The sequence below is a fragment of the Pseudomonas sp. IT-P395 genome, assembly GCF_949767675.1.
Taxonomy (GTDB): domain Bacteria; phylum Pseudomonadota; class Gammaproteobacteria; order Pseudomonadales; family Pseudomonadaceae; genus Aquipseudomonas.
Genome location: NZ_CATKPW010000001.1, coordinates 242392 through 269095, shown reverse-complemented (window position 1 = coordinate 269095; position 26704 = coordinate 242392). Strand labels below are relative to the sequence as shown.

The following is a 26704-nucleotide window of genomic DNA, read 5'->3' as shown; positions in this document are numbered from 1 at the left end:
TGCCTCCAACAGGGAAACCCTTCGATGTTCTCATTCAAACAACAATTACCTCGATTGACCCTCGCCGCTGCCTTGGCGCTGGGCCTCAGTCCACTGGCGGCAGTCGCTCAGGAATCTGCTGCGGCGGTGTTCACCTTCGACATCGCTAGCGGACCGCTCGACGAAGTGCTGCTGGGCATCTCGCGGCAGAGCGGTGTGCCGATTTCCTTCAGTCAGGAGCTGGTGCAGGGCAAACGCAGCGCGGCGGTGCGCGGGGCGTTGGGCGGTCGTCAGGCAGTGGAAAAGGCTTTGCTCGGCAGCGGCCTGCAAGTCGAGCAAAGCGCTCAGGGCCTGACCGTTCGCGCAGCCGATGCGCCGGTGAAAGTCACTGCCGTGGCACCGGTCACCAGCGCCGATTACCGCATGGAAAAAGTCACCGTCACCGGCTCGCGCATTGCCCGCGCGCAAAGCGATGGCGCGACGCCGGTCAACGTCATCACCCACGAAGAAATGGAAGCGCGCGGCTACAAAAACGTCTACGACGCCCTGGCCACACAAACGCAAAACACCGGCATGACCCAAGGCGAAGATTACGGCAATACCTGGCAACCAGCGGCCAGTGCGCTGAACCTGCGCGGCCTCGGCCCGAACCATACGCTGGTGTTGATCAATGGCCGTCGCGTGGCCGATTACCCGACGCCATACGACGGCAAGGTCAACTTCACCAACCTGGCGAACATTCCGTCGGCGGTCATCGAACGCATCGAAATCCTCAGCAGCGGCGCCTCGGCGATTTACGGCTCGGACGCGATCGCCGGGGTGGTCAACATCATCCTCAAGGACAAGATCAACGGCGTCGACGTCAATCTCAAGGGCGGCACCAGTGAGCGCGGCGGCGGTGACAACCAGCGTTTGCAGATCAGTGGCGGCGGCAGTTGGGGCGACTTCGACGGTTTGTTTGGCCTGGAGCTGACTAACCGCGATCCAATCTGGGCCGATGACCGTGGCTTTATGCAAAACGGCCCGCTGGCGGACGTCGGTTACCGCCGCGACCTGAGTAACAGTCGCTATCTGGGACCAGGTTGCGGCGCCTATCAGGGCACCTTCGACAACAAACTGGTCAACAGTGGCGGGCGCTGCCGTACCGACCAGATGTACAACGATTACTGGACCGTGCAGACCCAGAAAGAAAACTACGACGGCTACACCCGTGGCACCTGGCATTTCAGTGACAGCGGTCAGGTCTTCGCCGACCTGATGTACGGCCTCGACCATATCCAGAACAACACACGCGGGCCGACCTTCACCTCGCCGGACTTCATCAACCAGAACAGCGGCAATCTGGAACGCTGGTATCGCCGCTTCGGTGAGGAAGAGATCGGCGGACGCACCAGCAATAACAGCAAGTGGCGCGATACCTCGTGGACCGGCACCCTCGGCCTCTCGGACAAGATCGCCGACACCGGCTGGAGTTACGATCTGGCGGCCAATCGCTCGGAGTATCGCAGCGTCAGAACCACTCGCTACACGCCGCTGTCATCGATTCAGGATTTCTACCTCGGCCCGCAGTTGGGTGTGAGCGGCGGTTATCCGGTGTTCGCCCCGGACGCCTCGCGGCTCGACCGGCCACTGACGCCGCAGGAGTGGCAGCAGTTTCGCGGCAACCTGACCCAGAGCAGCAAGTCGGTATCGACCAGCTACAACGCTTCGGTCAACGGTGATCTGGTCGATCTGCCGGCCGGTCCAGTGGGCTTCGCCGGGGTGCTGGAGGCGGGCAAGCAGGAATACCGTGTCGATCCGGATGACGGCCTCAACGACGGCACGTTCTACGGCGTAAGCCCACAGCAAAGCTCCGGGGGCTCGCGCAAGCGTTATGCGGCGGGCGGCGAGTTCAGCATTCCGGTCACCGACACGATTCTGGCGACTGCCGCCGGGCGCTGGGATCAATACAAGTTCAGTGGCCGCACCGAGCAGCAGAAAACCTACAACCTCGGGCTGGAATGGCGCCCGGTGACCAGCCTGTTGCTGCGCGGCAGTTACGGCACCAGTTTCCGTGCGCCTGACCTGAACTACATCTATCAGTCCGACAGCAACGGCTACTACCCGGCGCAAATCGATTACTACGGTTGCAGCCAGGGCGTGGAGGGCGCCTGTGAACGCGGGCGCGTTGACTACACCCAGAGCGGCACGGCGAACCTTGAGTCGGAGCGCGGCAAATCGTGGACCTACGGATTTGTCTGGTCGCCGTCGCGCAACTTCGATTTCTCCACGGATTTCTGGCGCGTGGAGATCGACGATCTGCTGACCACCGTCGATGAAAACCGCTTGCTGCAACAAGAGAACGAGTGCCGCAATGGCACTCAGGACATCAACTCGGCCAATTGCCAATCGACGCTGGCGCGCATCGATCGCAACGCCGGCAATGCGGCGGTCGATCCGAACCAGCTGAATCGCGTGCGGGTCAACGCGATCAACGCCGCGAGCGAGCGGGTCAGTGGTCTGGACTTCAAAAGCAACATCCGCTGGGGCGCCGGGCAGTACGGTGCGTTCAGTTCGGCGCTGGGCTACACCCTGGTGCTGTCGCATTACTACAAGGAATCGGAAGAGGCGCCGACACAAGACTGGCGCACCTCACGCACCAACTACGACTGGCGCAGCAAGGTCAACGCCAGCCTGACCTGGGATTATCAGAAAGCCACGGCGACGCTGATGGGCATTCGTTACGGTTCGGTCACCAACGGTGCGGGGGACGGGCGCCTGTCGCCGTGGACAGTGTTCAACGCCAGCGCGCGTTACAAACTCAATGATCGGGCGAGTGTCGGCCTGACCGTGAACAACGTGCTTGATCAGGTTAAACACGACGACTCGGCGGGGTGGCCGTACTACCCGACTGGCAACTATGACCCGTACGGACGGCAATGGTGGCTCGATGTGAGTTATCACTTCGGCGGCTGATGGCTGGAATTTCGCGTTTACGTCCTACGGAAATTGGCGATTTTTGCGGCAAGCAGGGGATATTTCCGACGACTTTTTCAGGTTGGTCGTCGGAAGCGCGACCTATAGCATCGGACCTGACATTGAAGTCGCTGAGCGGCTTGAACGCTCAGGCTCCCAGATAAAGGATCGATTATGCGTACCCCTCACATCGAGCATGAAACGCCTGCTTATTCTCATCGGTATTTTTGGCGCGATGATCGCGCCAGGTGCCCTATGGAGGATGTCGCGATGCCCACAGTACAAACACCTCGGCTCACGGGGCTGAAAAAGGCCGACGGAAAACCTGTCGAGTTGCTCGTGAACGGCCAGAACATAGACGACGATGCCTTGCTGATCGTCCACCTGACTGACCAAGGCTTTGAATTGAGCGACGTCGTCAACATGCTTTCAACCTCCGAGCTATTTCTGCAAGGCGACATGGTCAAGCGTATCACCGGCAAATCTGTCAGAACCGTGCGCCGTCTCCTGAAGGAGGGCAATCCGGTACGGCTTGACCCGCAGCAGAGTGTCGTCGCCTACCAATACGCATTGGTGCTGGAAATGGCCATTCGGGCATTCGGGGGACAGCCACGGGCGGAGGAGTGGATGCAGAAGCCCACCCCTTACCTGAACGGCCACGTGCCGTTGGAGTTGACCCGACACCCACTGGGTTTCCAGAGGGTGGAGCAACATTTGGGTCGGCTCATTTACGGGGTTACTCCATGAATCCCTTGCCCTGGGATGAACGTTGGTATGCGTGGCGACTGGATCCCGAGGTATACCGATGTACGTTGGACAGCGGGATTGGTTCAGAGGTGAACGGAGGCCGATGGAATGCACCCGGCCGGCGTGTCGTTTACGCCTCAGTCGATCCGTCCTCTGCCATTCTGGAGGTGGCCGCTAATCGCAGTTTTGATGTGCTGGACAAGGAGCCTTATGTACTGACCTGCTTTGAAGTTATCAGCGACGCAAGGGTCAGAATCGTACAGCCGGAAGAGGTGCCGAATCCTTACTGGCTGAGTCCAGCACCGCCTTCACCCAATCAACAGCGGTTTGCCGACGCTTTGCTGGCTGAGCATCCATTTGTACTGATCCCATCAGCGGCAACCCGGCATTCGTGGAATTTGCTGGTGAGTTGCGATCTGGCAGAGGGGCAGTTCAAGATGATCTCTCAGGAGCGTTTCGGGCTGGATACCCGCTTGTTGAAGGAAGTGGCATTGGCTTGATACTGAGGCATGGCATTTTTTGCATAACCTCATCACCCAACGGTCTAAACCGTCCTCTATAAATCCTGATTCGTCATCGCACATCCCTGCATAAACCAAAACGCAGGGATGGCTGTTCATGATTCAGTTTTCACCCGTCAAATCACCTTTGAGCCTGGCCTTGCTGCTGGCAATCAACACGCTGCCGGCCATCGCCGCTGATAGCACGGCAACCGAACCGACCACTCAACTGCAGCGTGTCGAAGTCACTGGGACGGCAATTCGCCGGGTCGATGCAGAAACAGCGGTACCGGTCACCATCCTGCGCGTCGAAGAGCTGCGCGAGCAGGGCGTCACCACCACCGAGGAACTGGTCAGCCGCATTTCCGCCAACCAGTCTTCGGTTGGCTCCGGACGTTCGGTGGGCTCGAGCAGTGGCGGCGCGTCCTATGCAGACTTGCGTGGCATCGGCCCGAACAAGACGCTGGTGCTGCTCAACGGTCGCCGCCTGAGCAACAACGCGACCAACGCGATCAATGGCTCGGGTGTCGACCTCAACACCATTCCGTTTGCCGCCATTGACCGCGTGGAAGTGCTGCGCGATGGTGCCTCGGCGTTGTACGGCACTGATGCGATTGGCGGAGTGATCAACTTCATCACCAAGACCAGCCTCACCGAAGGGCAGATCAGCACTAACTACGACACACCGACGCACTCCGGTGGCGGTGAAAGCCGCAACTTCAGCGGCAGTTGGGGCTTCGGTGATTTGCAGGATGATCGCTTCAACGTGTTCGGCGTGGTCAGCTACGACAAGCAGCAACGTCTGGCTGCTGAGGATCGCGGCTACACCTACAACTATCAGCCGAACCGTGGACTCGACTACACCTCCGGCACCGCATCGCCGGCCAACTGGAGTCAGGGCAGTAACGCCACCAACCCCTTGGCCGGCTCCGGCTGCAACGCACCGGGGTTGCTGGCGCGCAACGGCATCTGCCGGCAGAGCCTGTGGAACTACCTCGATCTGGTGCCGGAAACGGAGAAGACCTCGGCCTTCGCCAAAGCCACCGGCAAGCTGTCCGACGATCACAACGTCAGCCTCGAATACTTCTGGGCGCAAAACGAAAACCGCACGCAAATCGGCCCCGGCACCTTGATGGGTAATCAGGTCAACCCCGGTACGACGTTCTATCCGGGTAACGGCATCACGCCGGGGCCGAACGGCTTTGCCCTCGACCCGACGCAACCGGTCGACGTGAACTGGCGCGAAACCGCCGTCGGCGCGCGCCAGCACGAAGACGACAACACCAGTCAGCGCTTGCTGCTGAGTTTCGACGGCACGCTGGTCGGTTGGGATTACAACCTCGGTGCCTCGTACAACCAGAACAAAGTGGTCAACAGTATTCAGGACGGTTACGTCAACGACCGCGCCGTCAGTGCCGGTATTGCCAACGGTGTGATCAATCCGTTCGGCCCGCAGACGGCTGCCGGCTCGGCGCTGTTGGCGGCCAACGCGGTGGACGGCGATTACGCCACGGCGGTCGGGCGGGTGAAGGCTATCGACGGGCGCATCAGTCGTGAAATCGGCGACTGGTTCGGTGCCGGCCCTTCGGCACTGGCGTTGGGCGGCGAATACCGCAAGGAAGATTTCCATCAGGATTTCGCGCAGTTTGCCGGCGACGTGCAAAGCCTCGGTGTCGATCCCAATGGCAGCGTGGCCGGGGATCGCAGCGTCTCGGCCGAGTACGCCGAGGTCAACGTGCCGGTGCTCGACAGCCTCGAACTGTCCGCTGCCGTGCGTCACGACAAGTACAGCGACTTCGGCAGCACCACCAACCCGAAATACTCGTTCCGCTTCCAGCCGTTCAAGGAACTGGTGGTGCGCGGTGCTTACAGCGAAGGGTTCCGCGCGCCCTCGTTGTATGAGTTGTACAACCCGACTTTCACCAGTTTTACCAACGCCAACTACAACGATCCGCGCTTGTGCGCTGGCGGCAATCCGAGCAATGGCGGTATCGCCAACCGTGATTGCGCGCAGCAGTTCAATCGCACCAGTGGCGGCAATACCGACCTGAGCCCGGAAACCGCGCGCAACGTTACCCTCGGGTTTGTCTATCAACCGTTCGAGCGCCTGAGCGCCGGGCTGGATTTCTGGTGGATCGACATCGCCAACCAGATTGCCGAATTCCCCGAGTCGGCGGTGTTCGACAATCCTGAGCTGTACCCGGATCGCCTGATCCGCAAGCCGGATGGCTCCATTGACCACATCGTTACCGGCCTGGCCAACCTCGGCAAGATCAAGACCAACGGCGTCGACGTCAGCTTCGATTACCGTCTGCCGAGCACCCCGTACGGCAATTTCGGCATCGGCCTGCAAGGCACTTACGTCACTCGCTATGACTATCAGCAACAGCTCAAGGGCGACTACATCGACAAACTGGGCGATTTCCGTGGCGGCGACTTTGCTTCGGCGGGCGCCGTGGCGCGCTGGCGGCACAGCCTGACCGGCAGCTGGAGTTCCGGCCCGTTCGGCGCCGCGCTGACCAACCGCTACACCAGCGGTTACCACGACTCCGATCGCGATACTCACGATTACGTCGGCTCGTACAACGTCTGGGATCTGGCCGGCACCTACACCTGGCGCAAGACCCTGAGCGTGACCCTCGGCGCGAAAAACCTGTTCGACCGCGAGCCACCGTTCAGCAACCAGACGTACACGTTCCAGAGCGGCTACGACCCGAAATACGGCGATCCGTTTGGGCGGACGCTGTACACGCGGGTCAGTTACAAGTTCTGAAACGAGCCCTGTAGGAGCTGCCGAAGACTGCGATCTGTTGATCTTCCAACGGCGAAAGATCGCAGCCTTCGGCAGCTCCTACAGAACGGGCTTTAGCAGTTGGTGCGAATTTTAGTCACCTATTGATCTAAAGCCCGCCCTATAAAAATCGCCGGCCTGTTGCACATCACAGGTAGGCAGAAGGTGTATTGGCTGTTCTGGCCTCATCGCTGGCAAGCCAGCTCCCACAGGGTCTGTGGTGTTCACAAATTCCATGTGGGAGCTGGCTTGCCAGCGATGAGGCAGGTAGCAGCACCGTGTAAAAGGATCTGCCCATGTTCTCCAGGCTCATTTTATTCAGCGCATGTGCGCTTTTAACGCCGTTCAGTTGGGCCGCACCGCAACCCGCGTTAACGGTCTACGGCGAACCCGCCAAATACGCCCCCGACTTTCAGCACCTGGCCTACGCCAACCCCGATGCACCGAAGGGCGGCAGCCTGCGCCGTTCTTCGCTGGAAAGCGGCCCGTTCGATCACCTGATTCCCTATACCGACAAAGGCACTGGCGTGGCCGACATCGATGGCTGGCTCTACGCACCGCTGGCCTATCGCAGCAAGGATGAGCCCTACAGCGTTTACGGTCTGGTGGCGCAGCAGATGGAGCTGGATCCGGATCGCCGCTGGATACGCTTCTACCTGAACCCGAAGGCGCGTTTCGACGACGGCACGCCGATCACCGCCGAAGACGTGCGCTACACCTTCAACCTGTTCACCACCCAGGGCAGCCTCAAATACCGCCAGCAGTTTCGCGATGTCGCTGAAGTCGTCGTGGAGTCGCCGACGCAAGTGCGCTTCCTCTTCAAGAACAACGACAGCCGCACCTTGCCGCTGGATTTGGCGACACTGCCGGTGCTGCCCGAACATTGGTGGCGGACCCGCGATTTCGCCGAGGGCGGCGGTTTCGAGATCCCGCCCGGCAGCGGTCCGTATCGCATCAACGCGGTAGATGCCGGGCGCAGCGTGAAATTCCAGCGGGTGCAGGACTGGTGGGCGAAGGATCTGCCGATCACGCGCGGTTTGTACAACTTCGATCAATTGAGCGTGGAGTTCTTCGCCGACACCGACGTGTCACGGCAGGTGCTCAAGGCCGGTGGCTTTGATTACAACCGCGAATTCTCCGCCACCAGTTTCACCATCGGTTACGCGGGGGGCGCACTGGAGCAAGGCAAATTACTCCGCGAACATCTTGCACCCGGTGCTGCGCAAGGCGCGCAGGGCTTTGTGTTCAACCTGCAGAAACCGCCGTTTCAGGATCGTCGCGTGCGTCAGGCGATCGCCATGCTCTGGGATTTCGAGTGGACCAACCGACAGATGATGCGCGGCATGTACCTGCGTCAGCGCAGCTTCTTCTCCCACAGCGCACTGGCGGCCACGGCATTGCCGGATGCCGAAGAGTTGAAGATTCTTGAGCCGTTGCGCGGACAGATTCCCGATGAAGTGTTCACCACGGTGTTTGAAGCACCGAAAACCGATGGCAGCGGCAACGTCCGCGCCGAACAGTTGCAGGCTTTGAAATTGCTCGAAGCCGCTGGCTGGAAACCCCGTGGCGATCAATTGGTGAACGCCAATGGCGAGCCGCTGCACTTCACGTTTCTCAATGGCCAGAAAGGTTTCGAACGACTGTTGTTACCGTTCAAACGCAACCTCGCGCAGATCGGCATCGGCTTCGATATCCGTCAGGTCGACACCGCGCAATACACCAACCGCGTGCGCAATCGCGACTACGACATGATCGTCGCCGGTTACCCGGTGAGTCAGGCGCCGGGGCGCGAGATGTTCAATTACTTCGGCTCAGATGGCGCCGCTGATCCCGGCTCGAACAATTACATGGTGCTGCGCGACCCGGCCGTCGATGCCCTGCTCGAAGGGCTGGTGCGGGCCGACAAACGCGAGAGTCTGCTGCGCCATGCTCATGCGTTGGATCGGGTGTTGCAGTGGGGCTATTACTGGGTGCCCAACTATTACCCGCCGGGGATTTCCACGGTGTGGTGGAACCGCTTCGGCCGACCGGCGATTGCGCCGCTGTACGACGCCGGCCTCGACACCTGGTGGGAAATCAGTCCGACTGCACTGACCACAAGCGAGATGCACAAGGAGTACAGCCATGTGGGGTTATAGCCTGCGGCGTCTGCTGCTGATCGTGCCGACCTTGCTCGCCATCCTGTTGGTCAATTTCGTTATCGTCCAAGCCGCACCCGGTGGCCCGGTGGAACAGGCCATCGCGCGCTTGCAGGGAATTGGCGTCGGCGCGGCGGTGGGTTCCAGCCATGTCGAAACCGTCGGTGGCGAGTCTCGCGCCACCCGAGGGCTGGACCCGAAACTGCTGGCCGATATCGAGCGTCAGTATGGCTTCGATAAACCGGCCAGCGCGCGTTTGTGGCTGATGCTCAAAAGCTATGCGCGACTGGATTTCGGCCAGAGTTTCTTTCGCGGTGCGAGCGTCACGCAACTGATCTGGCAGAAACTGCCGGTGACCTTGTCGTTGGGCGTGTGGGCGACGCTGATCACCTATCTGGTGTCGATTCCGTTGGGCATTCGCAAAGCCGTGCACAACGGCTCGGCGTTCGATGTCTGGAGCAGTGTGGCAATCATCATCGGTTATGCGCTGCCCGGATTTCTCTTCGCGCTGCTGCTGATCGTGGTGTTTGCCGGCGGCACGGCGCTGGACTGGTTTCCGGTACGCGGGCTGGTCTCGGACAACTTCGCCGAACTGTCGCCGTGGGCCAAGGTGGCCGACTATTTCTGGCACTTGGTGTTGCCGGTGATTGCCTTGGTCATTGGTGGGTTCGCCACGTTGACCATTCTGACCAAGAACAGCTTTCTCAATGAGATCTCACGACTGTACGTGGTGACTGCGCGTGCCAAGGGACTGAGTGAAAAACAGGTTTTGTACGGGCACGTGTTTCGCAATGCGATGCTGCTGGTCGTCGCCGGTTTGCCACAAGCATTGGTGACGGTGTTCTTCGGCGGCTCGCTGTTGATCGAAGTGATCTTTTCCCTCGATGGTCTCGGCCGTCTCAGTTACGAAGCGGCGGTGGCGCGCGACTATCCGGTGGTGTTCGGTTCGCTGTTCATCTTCACCCTGTTCGGCCTGCTGATAAAACTGCTCGGCGACCTTTGCTACACGCTGGTCGACCCGCGCATCGACTTCACCGCGAGGGTTGCCTGATGTTGACGTTATCTCCGATCGGCCAGCGCCGCTGGGCGCGCTTCAAGACGCATCGCCGTGGTTGGTGGTCGTTGTGGCTGTTTCTCGCGTTGTTCGGCCTGAGCCTTGGCGGTGAACTGGTGGCCAATGACAAACCGCTGCTGGTGACGTATCAGGGCGACTGGTATTTCCCGGCGTTCAAGCGCTACACCGAGCAGGACTTCGCCGGTGAGTTGCCGTTTCAACCGGACTATCGCAGTGCTCAGGTGCGGCAATTGATCGAGGGGCAGGGCGGGCGAATGTGGTTTGCGCCGATTCCGTTCGCGTTCGACACGGTCAATTACGACCTGACGGAGCCGGCGCCGAGTCCACCCAGCGGCGACAATTGGCTGGGCACCGATGATCAGGCGCGCGACGTGCTGGCACGGGTGATATTTGGCACCCGCGTGTCGCTGCTGTTTGCCTTGGCGCTGACGGCGGCGAGTGCGCTGATCGGCATCGCCGCGGGGGCCTTGCAGGGTTACTACAGCGGCTGGGTCGACCTGATCGGTCAGCGCTTGCTGGAGGTCTGGTCGGGGCTGCCGGTGTTGTACCTGCTGATCATTCTGTCCGGGTTTGTCGAGCCGAATTTCTGGTGGCTGCTGGGGATCATGGCGCTGTTTTCCTGGTTGAGCCTGGTCGATGTGGTGCGGGCCGAATTCCTGCGCAGTCGCGGTCTGGAGTACGTCAAAGCGGCGCGGGCGCTGGGTGTAGGTGATGCGCAAGTGATCGTTCGGCACATCCTGCCCAATGCCATGAGCGCAACGCTGACTTATCTGCCGTTCATCCTCACTGGGGCAATCGCAACCTTGTCAGCACTGGATTTTCTCGGTTTCGGCATGCCGGCGGGCAGCGCTTCGCTGGGCGAGTTGATCGGCCAGGGCAAGAGCAATCTGCAAGCACCGTGGCTGGGTTTCACCGCGTTCTTTGCGTTGGCGCTGATCCTCTCGCTGCTGGTATTCATCGGCGAAGCCTGCCGCGATGCGTTTGATCCGAGGACTTGAGATGCCTGAACACTTGATTGAAATTCGTGACCTGCGCGTCGCGTTCAATGGCCAGACTGTGGTGCACGGCATCGACCTCGATATCCGCCCCGGCGAGTGCCTGGCACTGGTCGGCGAATCCGGTTCGGGCAAATCCGTCACGGCGCACAGCATTCTGCAATTGCTTGACCCGGCCATCACCCGGATCGACGGCAGCATCCGCTATGACGGCACGGAACTGCTGGGCGTGCATGAGCGCTACTTGCGGCAATTGCGTGGCAACCGCATCGCAATGATTTTTCAGGAGCCGATGAGCTCGCTGAACCCTTTGCACACGATTGAGCGGCAACTGGGTGAAAGCCTTGCGCTGCACAAGGGGTTGGCCGGAGCGGCTGCACGTCAGCGAATTGTGCAGTTGCTCGAACTCGTGGGTATTCAGCGCCCGCGCGAGCGGCTCAAGGCCTATCCGCATCAACTCTCGGGCGGTCAGCGCCAACGGGTGATGATTGCCATGGCACTGGCCTGCGAGCCGCAGTTGTTGATTGCCGACGAGCCGACCACGGCGCTGGACGTGACCGTGCAACGCAAGATTCTGCTGTTGCTCAAAGAACTGCAGGAGCGCCTGGGCATGGCGCTGTTGATCATCAGTCATGATCTGAATCTGGTGCGCAATATCGCTCAGCGGGTGGCGGTCATGCGTGGCGGGGTGATTGTCGAACAGGCGCCCTGTGAACAGTTGTTCAGCGCGCCGCAGCATCCTTACAGCATTGAGTTGCTCAATGCCGAGCCGGGTGGTGAGGCATTGTGCCGTGAGCCCGCTGAGGATTTGCTGGAGGTGCGTGATCTCAATGTGCGCTTCCGTTTGGGCGGTGGTTGGCTGCGCGCGAAGTCTTGGTTGCACGCGGTCAACGGCATTGATTTGCATCTTCAGCGCGGCAAGACCTTGGGGATTGTCGGCGAATCCGGTTCCGGCAAGTCGACACTGGGCCAGGCCATTCTGCGTTTGCTCGATGCCCAGGGCAGCATCCGCTTTCAGGGCGAGGCGCTGGAGCACTTGAGCGGCAAGCAACTCAGACCGCTGCGCAAACGTCTGCAAGTGATGTTTCAGGATCCGTTCGGCAGCCTCAGCCCACGCCTGTGCGTGGAGCAGATCATCGCTGAAGGTTTACAGGTGCACAGCGATTTGAACGCCAGCGAGCGTGAGAGGGCAGTGATTGAAGTGTTGCATGAAGTCGGTCTCGATCCGGCTACCCGCCATCGCTATCCCCACGAGTTTTCCGGTGGTCAGCGGCAACGCATCGCCATTGCCCGGGCGCTGGTGCTCAAGCCCGACTTGATCCTGCTGGATGAACCGACGTCGGCACTGGATCGCACGGTGCAAAAGCAGATCGTCGCGTTGTTGCGGCGTTTGCAGGCGGAGCACGGCTTGACCTATCTGTTCATCAGCCACGATCTGGCGGTCGTGCGCGCGTTGGCCCATGACTTGATTGTGATGAAGGACGGTGAAGTGGTGGAGCGTGGCGAGACGAGTACGCTGTTTCATGCCGCGCAACATCCGTATACCCGGGAGCTACTGGCCGCTTCGTTCACCGGGTAACCCTGTAGGAGCTGTCGAGTGAAACGAGGCTGCGATCTTTTGACTTTGCTTTCAAAAAAAACAGGGTCAAAAGATCGCAGCGTGCCGCAGCTCCTACAGGGCCGAAACGCAAGAATCCCGCCACAGGGGGCGGGATTCTTGTGTCACTGAACGCGTTATTACGACGGGAACAGTTCGGACAGTTTCATCGACAGCATCATGTCGCCTTCAACGCGCAGCTTGCCGCCCATGAAAGCCTGCATGCCGTCGGTTTCGCCGCTGACGATACCTTTCAGGGTTTCGCTGTCCAGCACCAGCGTGCAGTTGGCATCCGGGTTTTCGCCTTCCTGGATATCGCAGGTGCCGTCTTTGACGATCAGCGAGTACTGCTTGTCTTCGTCAGTGATGTTGAAACCGAAGACCAGATCCAGACCGACAGCAGCGGCTGGGTTGAACTTGGCTTGCATTGCTTTTACGGCATCGGCTACGGAGGTCATGGTTCGATCCTTATGAGGTTGATTACAGCAAGGTTCACAGTTAACCGGACTCAGCGAAAAGTGATGAGTTCCGGAGCCTTCAACAGCTGCAGATGTGCATGACTGTTGAAGGCGGCCAAAGCCACCTCGCGACCGCGGAACTTCAGCAGGTTGAGCGAGGTGTTGACGATTTGCCAGTTCAATTCAAAAGCCTGTTTAGCCGGCATTTGCGTAATGAGGTGGAGCAGGGCGGTGATGGTGCCGCCGGAGGTGAACACGGCGATTTTCTGGTTTTTATCGGCCAGATCAAGAATCCGCTGCAGCCCGGCCTGAACGCGTTCGACGAACCCCAGCCAGCTTTCCAGCCCCGGTGTGTCATAAGTGCCGGCCAGCCAGCGCTCGATGATCAGGGCGAAAATGCGTTGGAATTCGCCACGGTTTTGCGCGGCGTTGCGCAAGATGTCGAGCGCTTCCGGCTCGTCCGCCAGCATGTCCGGGAGCAGCGCGCGGATGACCGCGTCGGCATCGAATTCGTTGAAAGCGGAATCGGTTTCCAGCGTCGGCACCGGCAAACCTTTGGCGGCGAATTGCGCCAGCGCGCTGGTGGCCGTGTGCTGCTGACGACGCAGGTCGCCGGCAAGGCAGCGATCGAAGCTGATACCCAGTTCAGCGAGGTGCTGACCGAGGATTTCTGCCTGGTGCACACCGGTCGGCGAGAGGACGTCATAGTCGTCTGCACCAAAGGAGGCCTGGCCATGTCGAATCAAGTAGATGCTGCCCACGTCCGCGTCATCCCGGTACGTTGAAGGTTGTGGCGAGGTTATGAGGATGACGGGTAGCTGTCAATGAAAAAACATACGCTTGTTTGAAATGCCCGTTACAGGGGTGTTGCCAGAGGTTTCACGGCTGGCCGACAAGCCGGCGCATGGGTATGCTGGAGCCATCCCGCGTGTGTCTGAAATCCGCGCATCGTTTAAGGAGTCTCTGTGGAGTTTTTCACCGAATACGCCAGCTTCCTGGCCAAGACCGTCACCCTGGTGATCGCCATTCTGGTGGTGCTGGCCAGTTTTGCTGCATTGCGCAGCAAGGGCCGGCGCAAATCGGCCGGTCAGTTGCAGGTCAGCAAACTCAATGATTTCTACAAGGGCCTGCGCGAACGCCTGGAGCAGACCTTGCTCGACAAGGATCAGCTCAAGGCCCTGCGCAAGGGCGAGGCCAAATCGGAGAAAAGCGAGAAAAAGAAGAAGAGCAAGCCCGAGACCAAGTCACGGGTGTTCGTGCTGGATTTTGACGGCGACATCAAGGCCTCGGCCACCGAAAGCCTGCGCCATGAAATCACTGCACTGCTGACCCTCGCCACACCCAAAGATGAAGTGGTTCTGCGTCTGGAAAGCGGTGGCGGCATGGTTCACAGCTACGGTCTGGCGTCCTCGCAACTGGCGCGTATCCGTGAAGCCGGCGTGCCGTTGACCGTGTGCATCGACAAGGTCGCGGCCAGCGGCGGTTACATGATGGCGTGCATCGGCGAGAAGATCATCAGCGCGCCGTTCGCGATTCTCGGCTCGATTGGTGTGGTCGCGCAGTTGCCCAACGTCAACCGTTTGCTGAAGAAACACGACATTGACTTTGAAGTCCTCACCGCCGGTGAGTACAAGCGCACCCTGACCGTGTTTGGCGAAAACACCGAGAAGGGCCGGGAGAAGTTCCAGGAAGACCTCGACATCACTCATCAGTTATTCAAGAACTTCGTCGCCCGCTACCGTCCACAACTGGCGATCGACGATGTCGCCACCGGTGAAGTCTGGCTCGGCGTCGCAGCACTGGATAAACAATTGGTCGATGAGCTCAAGACCAGCGATGAATACCTCGCAGACCGGGCGAAAAAGGCCGAGGTCTATCACCTGCACTATGCCGAGCGCAAAAGCCTGCAAGAGCGCATTGGCATGGCCGCCAGCGGTTCGGTTGATCGCGTACTGTTGAGCTGGTGGAGTCGCCTGACCCAGCAGCGTTTCTGGTAAATCGAGCAGGCATAAAAAAACGCCGGTCACATGACCGGCGTTTTTTTGTCCGCGCTAAACCAGAAGACTTAGCGGCGACGGAACAGCGGCAGCGGCTCGTCGGTGGCAGCCTGGTAGGTCACCGAAAAGTCCTTGAGACCTTCCAGGGCTTCGTACGGATCTTTGTCCGCACGCACGGCAAAGGCGTCGAAACCACAGCGGTGCATGTAGAACAGCTGATCGCGCAGCACGTCGCCAATCGCCCGCAGTTCACCTTTGAAACCGTAACGGTCACGCAGCAGGCGGGCGTTGGAGTAGTTGCGGCCGTCAGTGAACGCCGGGAAGTTCAGGGCAATCACCTGGAACTCGGCAACGTCTTCACCGATTTCTTCGGCTTCTTCGTCGGCGTCCAGCCATACACCCAGACCGCCGTCGCGAGCCTTGAGCATGCGGCTGTGTTCGCGCCACAGTTGCAGCGGAACGATCAGATCGTCGCAGTTGCTGATCTCGTCGATGTTGAAATCCTTGGGCAGCAAGTGCCAGGTTTCGTCGACGACCTCGTTGTTCTTAATGATTCGCTGCATAGACGCGTTCCTTGAAGAGGTCGATGCCAATACGCTGGTAGGTGTCGATGAAGCGCTCGTCTTCGGTACGTTGTTCAACGTACACGTCGATCAGCTTCGAGATCACGTCCGGCATGGCTTCCTGAGCGAAGGACGGGCCAAGGATCTTGCCCAGGCTCGCATCACGGCTGGCGCTGCCGCCGAGGGAGACCTGGTAGAACTCTTCGCCTTTCTTGTCGACGCCGAGAATGCCGATGTGGCCGACGTGGTGGTGACCGCAGGCGTTCATGCAACCGGAGATGTTCAGGTCCAGCTCGCCGATGTCGAACAGGTAGTCGAGGTCGTCGAAGCGGCGCTGGATCGACTCGGCAATCGGGATCGACTTGGCGTTGGCCAGCGAGCAGAAATCACCGCCAGGGCAGCAGATGATGTCGGTCAGCAGGCCGATGTTCGGCGTAGCGAAACCGCCTTCACGCAGTTCGCCCCAGAGGGTGAACAGTTGGCTTTGCTCGACGTCGGCAAGAATGATGTTCTGCTCGTGCGAGGTGCGCAGCTGACCGAAGCTGTAGCGGTCGGCCAGATCGGCGACGGCATCGAGCTGCTTGTCAGTGATGTCGCCCGGGGCAACGCCGGTCGGCTTCAGCGACAGGGTCACGGCGACATAACCCGGCTTTTTGTGCGCCAGGGTGTTGCGGGTACGCCAGCGGGCGAAACCCGGATGCTCTTTGTCCAGCTCGGCCAGTTGCGCAGTCTGGTTGTCCAGCGCCTTGTAGTCCGGGTCGACGAAGTGCTTGGCCACGCGCTGCAGTTCAGCGTCGGTCAGTGTGGTCTGGCCACCGCGCAGGTGTTCCATTTCCGCATCGACTTTCTGTGCGAACACTTCAGGCGTGAGTGCCTTGACGAGGATCTTGATCCGCGCCTTGTATTTGTTGTCGCGACGGCCGTAGCGGTTGTAGACACGCAGGATGGCGTCGAGGTAGCTCAACAGGTCCTGCCATGGCAGGAACTCGTTGATGAACGCGCCAACGACTGGCGTACGACCAAGGCCACCGCCGACCAGCACGCGGAAACCCAGTTCGCCGGCGGCGTTGTGCACCGGCTCAAGACCGATGTCGTGGACTTCAATGGCCGCACGGTCAGCGGTCGAACCGTTGACGGCGATCTTGAATTTGCGCGGCAGGTAGGCGAATTCCGGGTGGAATGTAGTCCACTGGCGGACGATTTCGCACCATGGGCGCGGGTCGATCACTTCGTCGGCGGCGACGCCGGCGAACTGGTCGGTGGTGACGTTGCGCAGGCAGTTGCCGCTGGTCTGGATCGCGTGCATTTGCACGGTGGCCAGTTCAGCCAGAATGTCCGGGATGTCTTCCACCGCCGGCCAGTTGAACTGCACGTTCTGCCGCGTACTGATGTGGGCGTAGCCCTTGTCGTAGTCGCGGGCAATCTTGGCCATCATGCGCGTCTGACGCGAAGTCAGCTGGCCGTAAGGCACCGCCACACGCAACATCGGCGCGAAGCGCTGGATGTACAGGCCATTTTGCAGGCGCAGGGGGCGGAATTCTTCTTCGCTCAGCTCACCTGCCAGATAGCGTCGGGTCTGATCACGGAACTGCTTGACGCGGTCCTCGATGATCCGCTGATCGTACTCGTCGTATACGTACATATAAGTCCTGTTCTCAGGCTTGGGCCATTCGGAGTAGCACTGCGTTTTCGCTTGCCGGAGTCCGATTGTGCCTCTGCAATTCTGCGCGCACGGCCGCGCACTCCCTAACGGAGCCGGGGCAATATACCCGTTTGCAGTTATGCGCAAAAGTGATGTTTGAGTATATGTAAAGAACCAAATCGCCTAACGAGAATCGCTGTCAACTATCCCACATTTGTCGTGCGGACAATCATCGTCTTAACTGTGGTCGAGTCTTTCTGCAATCACCGATAAAACCGACAAGAGGCGATGCAATGAGCAATCCGACCAAGGCAAGAAAAAGCGACAGCAGTGTCGATGCGTGGGCCATTTTGTTCCTGATCATTCTCGTGGTAGGAACAGCGGTATTCTGGGTCAGCCATCAGTAAACGACCCATCCGGGCCCGCTTCCGACAAATTGTCGGACAAAAGCGGGATCAGGCATCAATAGCCGGTGGAACGAGGGCTATAATGCGCGGCCATTTTTCCTTGGGCCCGGATGCTTCATGTTCAAGCTTTTGCAAATCAGTCTTCTGTTGTTCGTCGCGCTGTTCCAGACCGGCGCGCGGGCAGAGTCTGTGCTGTTTTTGAATCCGGGTTCGACGCAGGAAGCCTTCTGGGTCAGCTATTCGCAATTCATGCAGGCGGCCGCCCATGATCTGGGCATCGATCTGCAGATTCTCTACTCCCAACGCCAGCCCGAACTGACCCTGGCTCAGGCGCGTGTCGCGTTGCAGGGGCCGAATCGTCCCGAGTACCTGGTGTTCGTCAACGAACAATACGTCGCCCCGCAAATTTTGCGTCTGGCCGAGAACAGCGGCGTGAAGCTGTTTATGGTCAACGCGGCACTGACACCTGACCAGCAAGCGCTGGTCGGCGAACGGAATGACCGCATCGGCAGTCTGGTGCCGAACGACGAGGAGGGCGGTTACCTGATGATGAAGGAACTGATCCGCCTGCACCCGCCGACGCCCGCTGCCGAACCGATTGAAGTGTTGGCGTTCTCCGGGCTGAAAGTCACCCCCTCGGCGCAATTGCGCGAGCGTGGCATGCAACGGGCGCTGGCCGAACACCCTCAGATGCGTCTGCGGCAATTGGTCTACAGCGGCTGGAACCAGGAACGCGCCTATGAGCAGGCCAAACAGCTGTTCGCCCGTTACCCGAAGGTGTCGCTGGTGTGGTCGGCCAATGATGAAATGGCTTTCGGCGCGATGCGCGCGTACGCCGAGACCGGCAAAGTCGCCGGCAAAAATGCCTTGTTCAGTGCGGTCAACACCTCGCCGGCGGCCTTGCAGGCGCTGGTTGACGGGCGCCTGAGCGCACTGGTCGGTGGGCATTTCACCTTGGGTGGCTGGGCGTTGGTCGAATTGCATGACGTTGAGCAGGGCGTCGATTTGAATCACTACGGCGGCCGCGACCGGCAGATTCCCTTGTTGCAACTGATCGACAAATCGCATGCCCGGCAAATGCTGGCCATGGGCAAGTCGCCGAACTACGGCGTGAATTTCCGCAAGCTCTCGGCCAAGGGGCAACCGGTGTCGTATCGCTACCCGTTCACCTTGCAGACCCTGATGCGCTGACCGCGTCAGACCCCGGCGAAATGCAGCACCAGTTTGACGATGGCAAATAGTGTCAACGCAAACACCGCCGTGAACAGAATGCCCAGCACCACGAAATGGCTGGGCTTGCCATGGGTGAAGTCCCTTGCCCGGTTCTTGCCGCTCTGCACCCCGAACGCCGCCGCCATCACGCTGTGCAGCATCTGCCAGAAGGTCGGTGGTTTGTTGTCGATTGGATCGTCCATAAATCCCCCTTCGAAATCGTGCATTTGAAGCATAGTCAAAGGCGCCAGCGGTGCCTCGGTCTTTTGATTCAGATGACTTGTTACAACTGATACCGATCGCCAATAACTATGTATCGCAGTACAGCGGGGCAGAGATGGTGTGCTGTCGCTCCATTTACAGGAGCGATGTATGTCCCCCAATTCCCTTACTGCCCAGGACAACGGGCCAGCCAGACCTCAAGCCACGGACAGTTTCCACGCGCAGTTCCTGGAAGCTGCAGTACCGCAATGGCTGATCGATGCCAGCGAGCCGAGAAGGACGGCGATCAAGCGCGCGGGGACGGTGATGCCAGACTGGTACGCGCGCGCGTCATCTGCACAACGCCAGATTCTGGATGCCAGTTTCAAGAGCAGTGTCACGGCGCAGGTGCAATTGGACAACACCCTGTCCAGCTTCAAAGACATCGACGCGTTTGCCCGGCCTTTACTGCTTGAAGCGTTGAAAAGTCGCCATCAGGTGGATGTCGACGTCGATAAGACCTTGTTATGCCTCAAGCGTCCTTTGGTCATGGGGATCTTTCAAGCGGAAATCGGTTCTTTCGAGGTCTTGAAGTTGCCGCTGCTGCAGGCGGCTCTGCACAACTTCGAAAGTCAGGAGTGCAAGTACGGTGCCTTTCACCGCAGTTCCGGTTTCATCGTAGAGACCACTACTCCCGGCATTTACACGCCAGTGCCCGTTAACGTCTCGGTCAGAGGATTTCTGAGCCTGTGCCGCGACCTGGACATCGGGGCGAAATACCAGGCGTATCTCAAGGCTTTTTTCCACCCGGCGGACACTGCGGCAGAAACGCTGTTGCGCGAGCATTTCATTGCCAGTCAAAAGGCCGCCCTGAGGGCGGCGGCCGAACGCGCGTTGTTGGCCGGGGATATTCAGCCAGAAGATCACGCCATGATTCTTTCCGTCGTCGATGGTGAAAAACATCCAAGGGTGCGAGGCAAACCCGTCTGGTTTCATGACTTGGGCCTGATGGGGGAAAGGCTGGTGGGCTGCGTCGCCTTCACGATCGCTGAAAAGCGTCGGTCGTACGATGCAACGATTCTCTATGTGCCCAATGATCCCGAGCATCCGCTGAAACGCTACTCCGGCAAGCAAGCCGACGAAACGTTCAAGCGCCTGTTTACCACTCGCGATGCACAACAGGCACAGAGTGCCGAGCCGACACCCTATCAGCGGTTTTTCAGCCAGTTTTTGCCTTATGCCAAGCGCCCCTATTACTTCAGCCAGTTCGTACAGGAAGCTGACGATGCATCAACTGATCTGCTTTGGTCGCCGTGGCGCAGGATCATCGAGGTCATTACCCCGGCTTACCCGTTTATCGCGATCCAGGAGCTGCCACCCAGGCATACGAAAATGCAGCCTGATCCTGATCCTTATCTGGGCGCCTCGCTTTTGCGTCACGAAGGCGATGGTCATTGGGCCGAGAATTCGGATTTGTGGACATATCTCTATGAACAGCATCGCGACAGGGTATTGGCCGACGCGCGCAGTCATGCGGTTCCGACCGCTGACGTCAACATCAAGGCGCGCGACGCCAAACTGGCGGCCTTGCTGCAGGTCGGGTTGCTGGGGCTGAACATGGTGTCGATGTTCGTCCCGGTGTTGGGCGAGGTCATGATGGTGATCATGGCCGGACAACTGTTATACGAAACCTTCGAAGGCGTAAAAGAGTGGAGCGAGGGCGACAAGCACGCCGCCAAGGCGCACCTGGTGGATGTGGCAGAAAACCTTGCGCTGATCGCTGTGATGGCTGGCGCGGGCGCGGGGTTCAATCGACTGGCTGCCGTCAAGCCTGAGCCGGTGATCGAAGATCTGCACCCGGTGACATTGCCCAACGGTGAAACACGTTTGTGGAAATCCGATCTGAGCGGCTATGAACATCCTGTCACGCTGAGTGATTCGACCGAGCCGAATGACCTGGGGCAACACGCTATCGACGGTAAAACCTACATTCGTCAGGGTGACAAGGTCTACGAACAGTTTTTCGATCCCTCGACGTCGCAATGGCGCCTCAGGCACCCCACTGAACCCAACGCTTACCAGCCCGTCCTTGGGCACAACGGCCGGGGTGCCTGGCGCCACACGCTGGAACGCCCGATGTCCTGGGACACGCTGACACTGCTGCGGCGCATGGGGCATGTCACCGAGGGCCTTTCGGATGAGGCGTTGTTGATGCTGGCGCAGATCAGCGGTGTCAGCGACAACACCTTGCGCAAGATGCACCTGGATCATTTGCCACCGCCGCCGGAATGGCTCGACGCCATGCGTTTGTTCAACGCGGATGCGTCGGCAGGGCAGGTCATCGAACAATTGAGCGGGGCAGCGCGGATCGATGATCGCTATCTGTATGCACTTACCCTGGTCACCGAAATGCCGCGCTGGCCACTCGGTCGGGCGCTGGAAGTTTTTGAAGCGGCGGGATTGTCCGGGCCGTCCATCCGCTATGGCGCGGCAAAACAACCGCCATGGGTCGTCCCCCGACCGGTTATCCAGCTCAGTCGTGCGCAGGTGTTGAACGGCGAAATGCCGGCGCGGATTCTGGCGGCGCTGGACGAAAACGAGATTACCTATCTGCTTGGCAGGGATGCGGCGCGACTCCATTCCGCCAGAGCAGACGCATTGCGCAAGCAACTCGCCGGTTTTGCCAATACACGCCAGCCTGCGATTTTTGCCAGCCTCTACGACGGCACTGAACCGCTCGATGCGCGAGTCAGCCTGCTGCAGCGCGAGTGTCCAGGTTTGAGTGAGGCCGCCGCGCAGGATGTGCTGGATCATGCCACTGCAGCACAGCTGGAGCGTATGGATACGACGGGGCGCTCGCCTTTGAAAATGCTCGAAGAGGCTCGCTGGCATGCCCGTCAAGGACGCCAGACCCGCGCTTTTATCGGTTTGCGCAGTGCCAACCTTGCAACGGCGGACAGCCGACGATTGGCCTTGCACGCCTTGCAGCAATTGCCAGGCTGGCCGTCGACTCTGCGTCTGGAGCTCCGTGACGGCAGCACCACCGGAGCACTGCTCGACAGCCTCGGTGAAACAACCGCACCGGATAAAAGATACCTGGTCAAGAACGGAGCATTTTTTCTCGCCTTCAATGAGCGCGGTGAATTGCTCAACCACGTTTCCGGGGCGGGCGACAATTTCTACAACTCGATCATGCATGCACTGCCGGATGACGCACGTGCGGCGATTGGTCTGCCGCAGGTCAGTGACAGCCGTGAACTGCAACACAAAATCATCGAATACGCGCATATTCATCGCCGTGAAGCCGCACAACTGCTGGCGCCGCGACTCAAATGGTTCAAGCCTCCGACACGGGTGAGCGCCACACTCAAGGGCTACTACGCAAGCGGGCGTGGCGCCAGCCTGCATTCCTCCGTCGCAGCGAGCGTGACGGAGCTTTATCCGAGTCCGCAACAGGCCGAGGCATTTTTGCGCCAGCAGCGCGGCCGGACCGACAGGCAAATCTTCACTGAACTGGGCACGCGTCGGCGTGAGTGGGAGGCGCTCAACGCCACACTGGATCAATGGCAGGCCGGCCCGACTGGCAGTCAGGCTGGACAACACCAGTGGTCATTCTCTCAAGCGCTCAGGGAGGCTTGGCGCAATGGCCCACTCGCGGAGCACTCAGCCGAAGCGGCGCGTCTGTCGCTGGTGTGTGAGACGCCGCTGCCGGTGATCACCACGCGTTTTCCCCATGTGCGCGAACTTTCGGTGACAGGCAGCGGCATCACGGATGCCAATGCCGACGCCTTCATCGCGTTGTTCCCCAATGTCACCCGGCTGACCCTGGGGGATCTGGGCCCCAGCTATGGTCAACTGCCCGCCAGGCCTCAACCACTCACCTCATTGCCCGAGGCGGTCAGTCGGTTGTCCGGGCTGACCCACCTGCGGTTTTCGACCTATGCGCCGGAATTGGCCGAGAGTTTTACGCACAGGCTCAGTGCGTTGACGTCTTTGCAGACGTTACGCATCGACTATTCAGGATTCGACTCGACAATCCTGCACGCGCTGGATCTTTCACCGCTGAGTGGTTTGCGTGCTTTGCAAGTCAACGCCCCCTACGCATTGCGACAGTGGCCGGCTTACGTCGAGCGGCTGGAACAGCTTGAGCGTCTGGATTTGACACGTACCTCGATCGACACACTGCCCGATGCTCTCTACAGCGGGCACGAAAGGCTTTGGGCCGGACTCTCGCTGGACTGGTCGAAACTGAGTCGGGCGGCGTTCAGGCGCGCTTTTGAATACGTCAAAAACTATTCAGGCCCCTTCGGCCATCTGGTCGATCTGGAACAAATGGTGAGCGAGTATTGCCGCGCAGAACTGGACTTCATGGCCGTGATGCCTAACTTCAGCGATCCTCTGCCGCAGAGATTCAATGAGGTCTGGACAACGCCCGAAGCGAGACTGCTGGCGATTGACCAGCTCAGGGTCGAACACGATGAAATCTTTGCGCAGTTCTACGCCCCGTCCCAGCAGGGCGGGCTGCGCAATCCGGCACTTCGCTGGCAATGGGCGACCGGACGCAGCGCCGGCGTTTTAAGGGCGCTCAAGAGCAGCTGGAATGGCGCGCTTCGTCAGCGTTACGGCGTGAGGGCAGACCTTTCCACATTTGCCCTGCCTGAGTCAGGGCTGAGCCTTGGAGGACTGGCATCGGTCGAGAAGATCCTCACGCTGCCGTCATTGCCGGCGGGCAGTTTTCCCCACGTTTCTACGTTGCGCCTGGGGTTGCTCGACGTCCCCGTCGAACAGGCTCGCGGGTTTATCAGAGGTTTCAGCGGTGCTGAAATACTGGATGTCAGTGGCAATGCGTTCACCGAACTGCCGTTTACCGCCAGTGAGCTACCGGCCTTGACCGAACTCGACTTGTCCAATAACAACCTGCTCGTCACACCGCCAGTGCAAGCGCAATTCAATGATTTGCCGCGCATCGAGGTACTGAATCTGGGGCATAACCCGTTAAACACTCTGGATGTCAGGGCGATGACCGGGTTGCAGGCGTTGAACCTTCGCTCGACGAAGCTGCAATCCTGGCCCACCGGCGCCGAAAGTCTGCCGCTGCTGTCCTGGCTCGACTTGCGTGACAACGAGATAGCGTCGCTGTCGCCTCAAGCACTGGCGCATCCCGATGCATTGATAAAAGCCAATCTGACGGGCAACGTCTTCAGTGCTGAAGGCGAGACCGCCCTGAATACGGCTTTGCGCCGCATCGAACAGGCCAAAGGGCTTGGGCACGGCGCACTGACACGCTTCGCCGAGGAGCCGGTGCCTGCACAGTTTCCACCGGCGGAAACGGGCTGGTCTCTGGCTGACCTGTTGCTACCCGTGCCCGAGCGCGGCGCCGTGATTGCGGACAAGGCGGGGAGGCTGGCGCACTTGCGGCGCCTGACCCCGAGCATGACGCCCGAACGCGCCCGGCTGCTATTGCGCAAGCTGCGTGAAGCGGGACGCAGCGATGTGCAGATAGACGCGCAAATCAGCCAATGGCAGCAAGCCAGTGAAGGCTTGATTCGCCAGTTGAATGACTGGCTGTATACCCGCGAGGTGCGCACTGGCAGGCGCCACATCACTGCGCAAAATCGCTCGTTCGCGGCTTTGCGCATCTGTGAAGCCTGGCTCGAGGGGCTGACGCCGGGCGCCGCTGGCGAAGCCATGGAGCTTAGGTTGCAAGGACTGCAGACCGGCGATCTACCTTCTCTGGATGCGCCACTTGCAGGGGTGACGACGCTGAACCTGCGCGGTGTGGGAATCAGCGAGCACGGGTCCAATGGCTTTCTGAATGCCTTTGCTGATCTGAACACATTGATCATCAGTGGCAATGACCTCGCGAATCTTCCAGGCGCGGTGCGCCGCATGCGCGAACTGGAACAACTGGAAATGCAACACTGCAACCTCTCGAGCGGCGCCAGTGTTTACCCGTTGCTGAGCCATAACCGTCTGCGCAGACTGGATCTGGGCTACAACATTCTGCAAGCCTTCAACCCGCCCGGCTTCGGCGTCCTCGAAACGCTGGATCTGCGCTACAACGCGTTGAACGATTGGCCCGCTGGCGTCTTGCAGGCTCGATACCTGCGCCGGCTGGATCTGCGCAGCAACAACATCGCGCACCTTCCCGAGACGCTTTTCGATGGCAATCACTCGCGCCTGGTAGCAGGCACCGATTTGTCCGGCAACGATGACCTGTCACTTTCTGCGTTACAGCAGCTCAGATACTTCAGTCGCGTGAATGCCTCTTCTCATGTCCTGGGCATTTCACGCGGGCAGATTGACGGGATGATTCACGCTCAGCTGTTTGGCGCCGACGTCAGCCCGCTCGCCGAGCAGCCCATTGCCGGAAACGGTGGCGTGGTGGAAGGCGAAGATGGCGCCGTCGCGGGGCATGACCCCCATGCGGCCGTGTTGCCAGCCGAAAACATCTTTGACCCGGCCAACGACATTGCGCCAAGGGCATTGAATCCCTGGCTCGAGGGGGCTTCACCGCAATTGGCTGAGGTGAGAAGGGGCGTCTGGGCGCGATTGGCGCAAGAGCCAGGCCACGAGCGCTTTTTCCAGTTGATCCGACTGTTGCGCGATACCCGCGACTACAGGCTTGTGCAGGCCGATCTGACGCGCAGGGTGTGGGATGTCATGGACGCCGCAAGCGAAAACACCGAGCTTCGGGAGTTGCTGTTCCAAAGCGCTGAGTCCCATGGCACCTGTCCTGATGGACGAACTCTGACGTTCAGCGAAATGGAAGTACGGGTGGCGGTGTATCGCGCCTTGCGCGAAATTCCACCGAATCGACTGATGCTCCGAGGGCGGGCCTTGTTGAGGTTGTCACGGCAGTTGTTTCGTCTGGAAAGGGTCGAGACCCTGGCCGAGGCCGCAGGGCAGGGGCATGATCGCGCCGAAATACGTCTGCGTTATCGGATCAGCCTGACCAGCGGTTGGGGGGACGGCGTGGATTTGCCCGGGCAACCGGCGTACATGCTATACGGCACGCCGATCAGCGACCAAATGCTGGCGCAATCGCGGGCATCGATTCTGGAGGCGGAGCGCACCGACGCACTGTTGGTGAGCATGGCATCGCGCGACTACTGGAACGAATATCTGCACGAGCGTTATCCGCAGGAAACGAATGCGATCGACCGCGCGGTGGCCGAGCAGCGTCACCAATCGCTCAGCGAGCTTGAGGATCGCCAGTCAAACGGTGAAATCGACAAAGAACACTACAACCTGGAATTGGCTGAGCTGAGCAGGACAATTGATGCCCTGCGCGTACAGAAAGTAGTCGAGCTGACCCGTCGAGAGATCAACGATCTTCGGAGTCTGGCCGATGAGTCGGAGCGCCCAGGCACGCTTTCAGCCAAGCCCGGGCCCTCGTGGCGTTCTTGACTGAGTGATTGACCGGGCTCGGGATTAGAGAAATCCC

16 protein-coding genes are annotated in these 26704 nt (G+C 59.8%); 11 read left to right on the top strand and 5 right to left on the bottom strand.

The features are described from left to right. The first annotated feature begins 24 nt into the window (after window positions 1–24). The 8 genes from ACM6IN_RS01065 (at window position 25) to ACM6IN_RS01030 (ending at window position 12759) form a co-directional block, all read left to right on the top strand. Window positions 25–2934, top strand: a complete 2910-nt coding sequence (locus tag ACM6IN_RS01065) for a TonB-dependent receptor domain-containing protein (protein ID WP_414915217.1) — start codon at window positions 25–27, stop codon at window positions 2932–2934. A gap of 270 nt (window positions 2935–3204) precedes the next feature. Continuing rightward, window positions 3205–3681, top strand: a complete 477-nt coding sequence (locus ACM6IN_RS01060) for an antitoxin Xre/MbcA/ParS toxin-binding domain-containing protein (RefSeq protein WP_414915232.1) — start codon at window positions 3205–3207, stop codon at window positions 3679–3681. Beyond that, window positions 3678–4181 (top strand): RES family NAD+ phosphorylase, encoded by a 504-nt coding sequence (locus ACM6IN_RS01055; protein ID WP_414915216.1) that lies wholly within the window; start codon window positions 3678–3680, stop codon window positions 4179–4181. The genes ACM6IN_RS01060 and ACM6IN_RS01055 overlap by 4 nt, the downstream gene beginning before the upstream one ends. Before the next feature lie 118 nt (window positions 4182–4299). Next, the gene (locus tag ACM6IN_RS01050) at window positions 4300–6954 is read left to right on the top strand and encodes a TonB-dependent receptor (protein WP_414915215.1); all 2655 of its coding nucleotides are present in this window, start codon (window positions 4300–4302) and stop codon (window positions 6952–6954) included. 314 nt (window positions 6955–7268) lie between these two features. Next, window positions 7269–9110 (top strand): extracellular solute-binding protein, encoded by a 1842-nt coding sequence (locus tag ACM6IN_RS01045; protein WP_414915214.1) that lies wholly within the window; start codon window positions 7269–7271, stop codon window positions 9108–9110. After that, window positions 9097–10161 carry a microcin C ABC transporter permease YejB gene (locus ACM6IN_RS01040; RefSeq protein ID WP_414915213.1) on the top strand — a complete coding sequence of 355 codons (1065 nt, stop codon included), beginning with the start codon at window positions 9097–9099 and terminating at the stop codon, window positions 10159–10161. The genes ACM6IN_RS01045 and ACM6IN_RS01040 overlap by 14 nt, the downstream gene beginning before the upstream one ends. Next, window positions 10161–11183 (top strand): ABC transporter permease, encoded by a 1023-nt coding sequence (locus ACM6IN_RS01035; RefSeq protein ID WP_414915212.1) that lies wholly within the window; start codon window positions 10161–10163, stop codon window positions 11181–11183. The genes ACM6IN_RS01040 and ACM6IN_RS01035 overlap by 1 nt, the downstream gene beginning before the upstream one ends. A gap of 1 nt (window position 11184) precedes the next feature. Continuing rightward, window positions 11185–12759: an ABC transporter ATP-binding protein gene (locus ACM6IN_RS01030; protein WP_414915211.1), complete on the top strand. Its 1575-nt coding sequence runs from the start codon at window positions 11185–11187 to the stop codon at window positions 12757–12759. 158 nt (window positions 12760–12917) lie between these two features. On the opposite strand, the gene ACM6IN_RS01025 is transcribed toward ACM6IN_RS01030, so the two are convergent. Both ACM6IN_RS01025 and ACM6IN_RS01020 read right to left on the bottom strand, forming a co-directional pair. Next, window positions 12918–13235 (bottom strand): SCP2 sterol-binding domain-containing protein, encoded by a 318-nt coding sequence (locus tag ACM6IN_RS01025; protein WP_095113380.1) that lies wholly within the window; start codon window positions 13233–13235, stop codon window positions 12918–12920. A gap of 50 nt (window positions 13236–13285) precedes the next feature. Beyond that, window positions 13286–13996 (bottom strand): histidine phosphatase family protein, encoded by a 711-nt coding sequence (locus tag ACM6IN_RS01020; RefSeq protein WP_414915210.1) that lies wholly within the window; start codon window positions 13994–13996, stop codon window positions 13286–13288. 204 nt (window positions 13997–14200) lie between these two features. Here ACM6IN_RS01020 and sohB point away from each other — a divergent pair, with 204 nt between their 5' ends. Continuing rightward, entirely contained in the window at window positions 14201–15232 is a 1032-nt protein-coding gene (gene sohB, locus ACM6IN_RS01015) for a protease SohB (protein ID WP_007912571.1), read from the top strand. Between the two features lie 68 nt (window positions 15233–15300). Here sohB and ACM6IN_RS01010 read toward each other — a convergent pair whose 3' ends face one another. Both ACM6IN_RS01010 and ACM6IN_RS01005 read right to left on the bottom strand, forming a co-directional pair. Beyond that, a complete protein-coding gene (locus ACM6IN_RS01010; RefSeq protein ID WP_007912572.1) occupies window positions 15301–15795 on the bottom strand; it encodes a DUF934 domain-containing protein in 495 nt (164 codons plus the stop codon). Further along, complete coding sequence (locus tag ACM6IN_RS01005; RefSeq protein ID WP_007912574.1) at window positions 15779–17437, bottom strand: nitrite/sulfite reductase; 1659 nt, start codon at window positions 17435–17437, stop codon at window positions 15779–15781. Before ACM6IN_RS01005 ends, ACM6IN_RS01010 begins: the two co-directional genes overlap by 17 nt. 524 nt (window positions 17438–17961) lie before the next feature. Between ACM6IN_RS01005 and ACM6IN_RS01000 the strand changes: the two genes are divergently transcribed. Continuing rightward, window positions 17962–19035 carry an ABC transporter substrate-binding protein gene (locus ACM6IN_RS01000; RefSeq protein ID WP_123375075.1) on the top strand — a complete coding sequence of 358 codons (1074 nt, stop codon included), beginning with the start codon at window positions 17962–17964 and terminating at the stop codon, window positions 19033–19035. A 5-nt stretch (window positions 19036–19040) separates the two neighbouring features. Here ACM6IN_RS01000 and ACM6IN_RS00995 read toward each other — a convergent pair whose 3' ends face one another. Beyond that, entirely contained in the window at window positions 19041–19259 is a 219-nt protein-coding gene (locus ACM6IN_RS00995; protein ID WP_007912583.1) for a DUF2970 domain-containing protein, read from the bottom strand. A 169-nt stretch (window positions 19260–19428) separates the two neighbouring features. Between ACM6IN_RS00995 and ACM6IN_RS00990 the strand changes: the two genes are divergently transcribed. Next, entirely contained in the window at window positions 19429–26667 is a 7239-nt protein-coding gene (locus ACM6IN_RS00990) for an NEL-type E3 ubiquitin ligase domain-containing protein (protein ID WP_414915209.1), read from the top strand. Window positions 26668–26704 lie beyond the last annotated feature (37 nt).

Excerpts from the sequence above, each read along its gene's own strand:
- ACM6IN_RS01065 (WP_414915217.1), top strand. The coding sequence starts at position 25 with ATGTTCTCATTCAAACAACAATTACCTCGATTGACCCTCGCCGCTGCC.
- ACM6IN_RS01060 (WP_414915232.1), top strand. The coding sequence starts at position 3,205 with ATGCCCACAGTACAAACACCTCGGCTCACGGGGCTGAAAAAGGCCGAC.
- ACM6IN_RS01055 (WP_414915216.1), top strand. The coding sequence starts at position 3,678 with ATGAATCCCTTGCCCTGGGATGAACGTTGGTATGCGTGGCGACTGGAT.
- ACM6IN_RS01050 (WP_414915215.1), top strand. The coding sequence starts at position 4,300 with ATGATTCAGTTTTCACCCGTCAAATCACCTTTGAGCCTGGCCTTGCTG.
- ACM6IN_RS01045 (WP_414915214.1), top strand. The coding sequence starts at position 7,269 with ATGTTCTCCAGGCTCATTTTATTCAGCGCATGTGCGCTTTTAACGCCG.
- ACM6IN_RS01040 (WP_414915213.1), top strand. The coding sequence starts at position 9,097 with ATGTGGGGTTATAGCCTGCGGCGTCTGCTGCTGATCGTGCCGACCTTG.
- ACM6IN_RS01035 (WP_414915212.1), top strand. The coding sequence starts at position 10,161 with ATGTTGACGTTATCTCCGATCGGCCAGCGCCGCTGGGCGCGCTTCAAG.
- ACM6IN_RS01030 (WP_414915211.1), top strand. The coding sequence starts at position 11,185 with ATGCCTGAACACTTGATTGAAATTCGTGACCTGCGCGTCGCGTTCAAT.
- ACM6IN_RS01025 (WP_095113380.1), bottom strand. The coding sequence starts at position 13,235 with ATGACCTCCGTAGCCGATGCCGTAAAAGCAATGCAAGCCAAGTTCAAC.
- ACM6IN_RS01010 (WP_007912572.1), bottom strand. The coding sequence starts at position 15,795 with ATGCAGCGAATCATTAAGAACAACGAGGTCGTCGACGAAACCTGGCAC.
- ACM6IN_RS01005 (WP_007912574.1), bottom strand. The coding sequence starts at position 17,437 with ATGTACGTATACGACGAGTACGATCAGCGGATCATCGAGGACCGCGTC.
- ACM6IN_RS01000 (WP_123375075.1), top strand. The coding sequence starts at position 17,962 with ATGTTCAAGCTTTTGCAAATCAGTCTTCTGTTGTTCGTCGCGCTGTTC.
- ACM6IN_RS00995 (WP_007912583.1), bottom strand. The coding sequence starts at position 19,259 with ATGGACGATCCAATCGACAACAAACCACCGACCTTCTGGCAGATGCTG.
- ACM6IN_RS00990 (WP_414915209.1), top strand. The coding sequence starts at position 19,429 with ATGTCCCCCAATTCCCTTACTGCCCAGGACAACGGGCCAGCCAGACCT.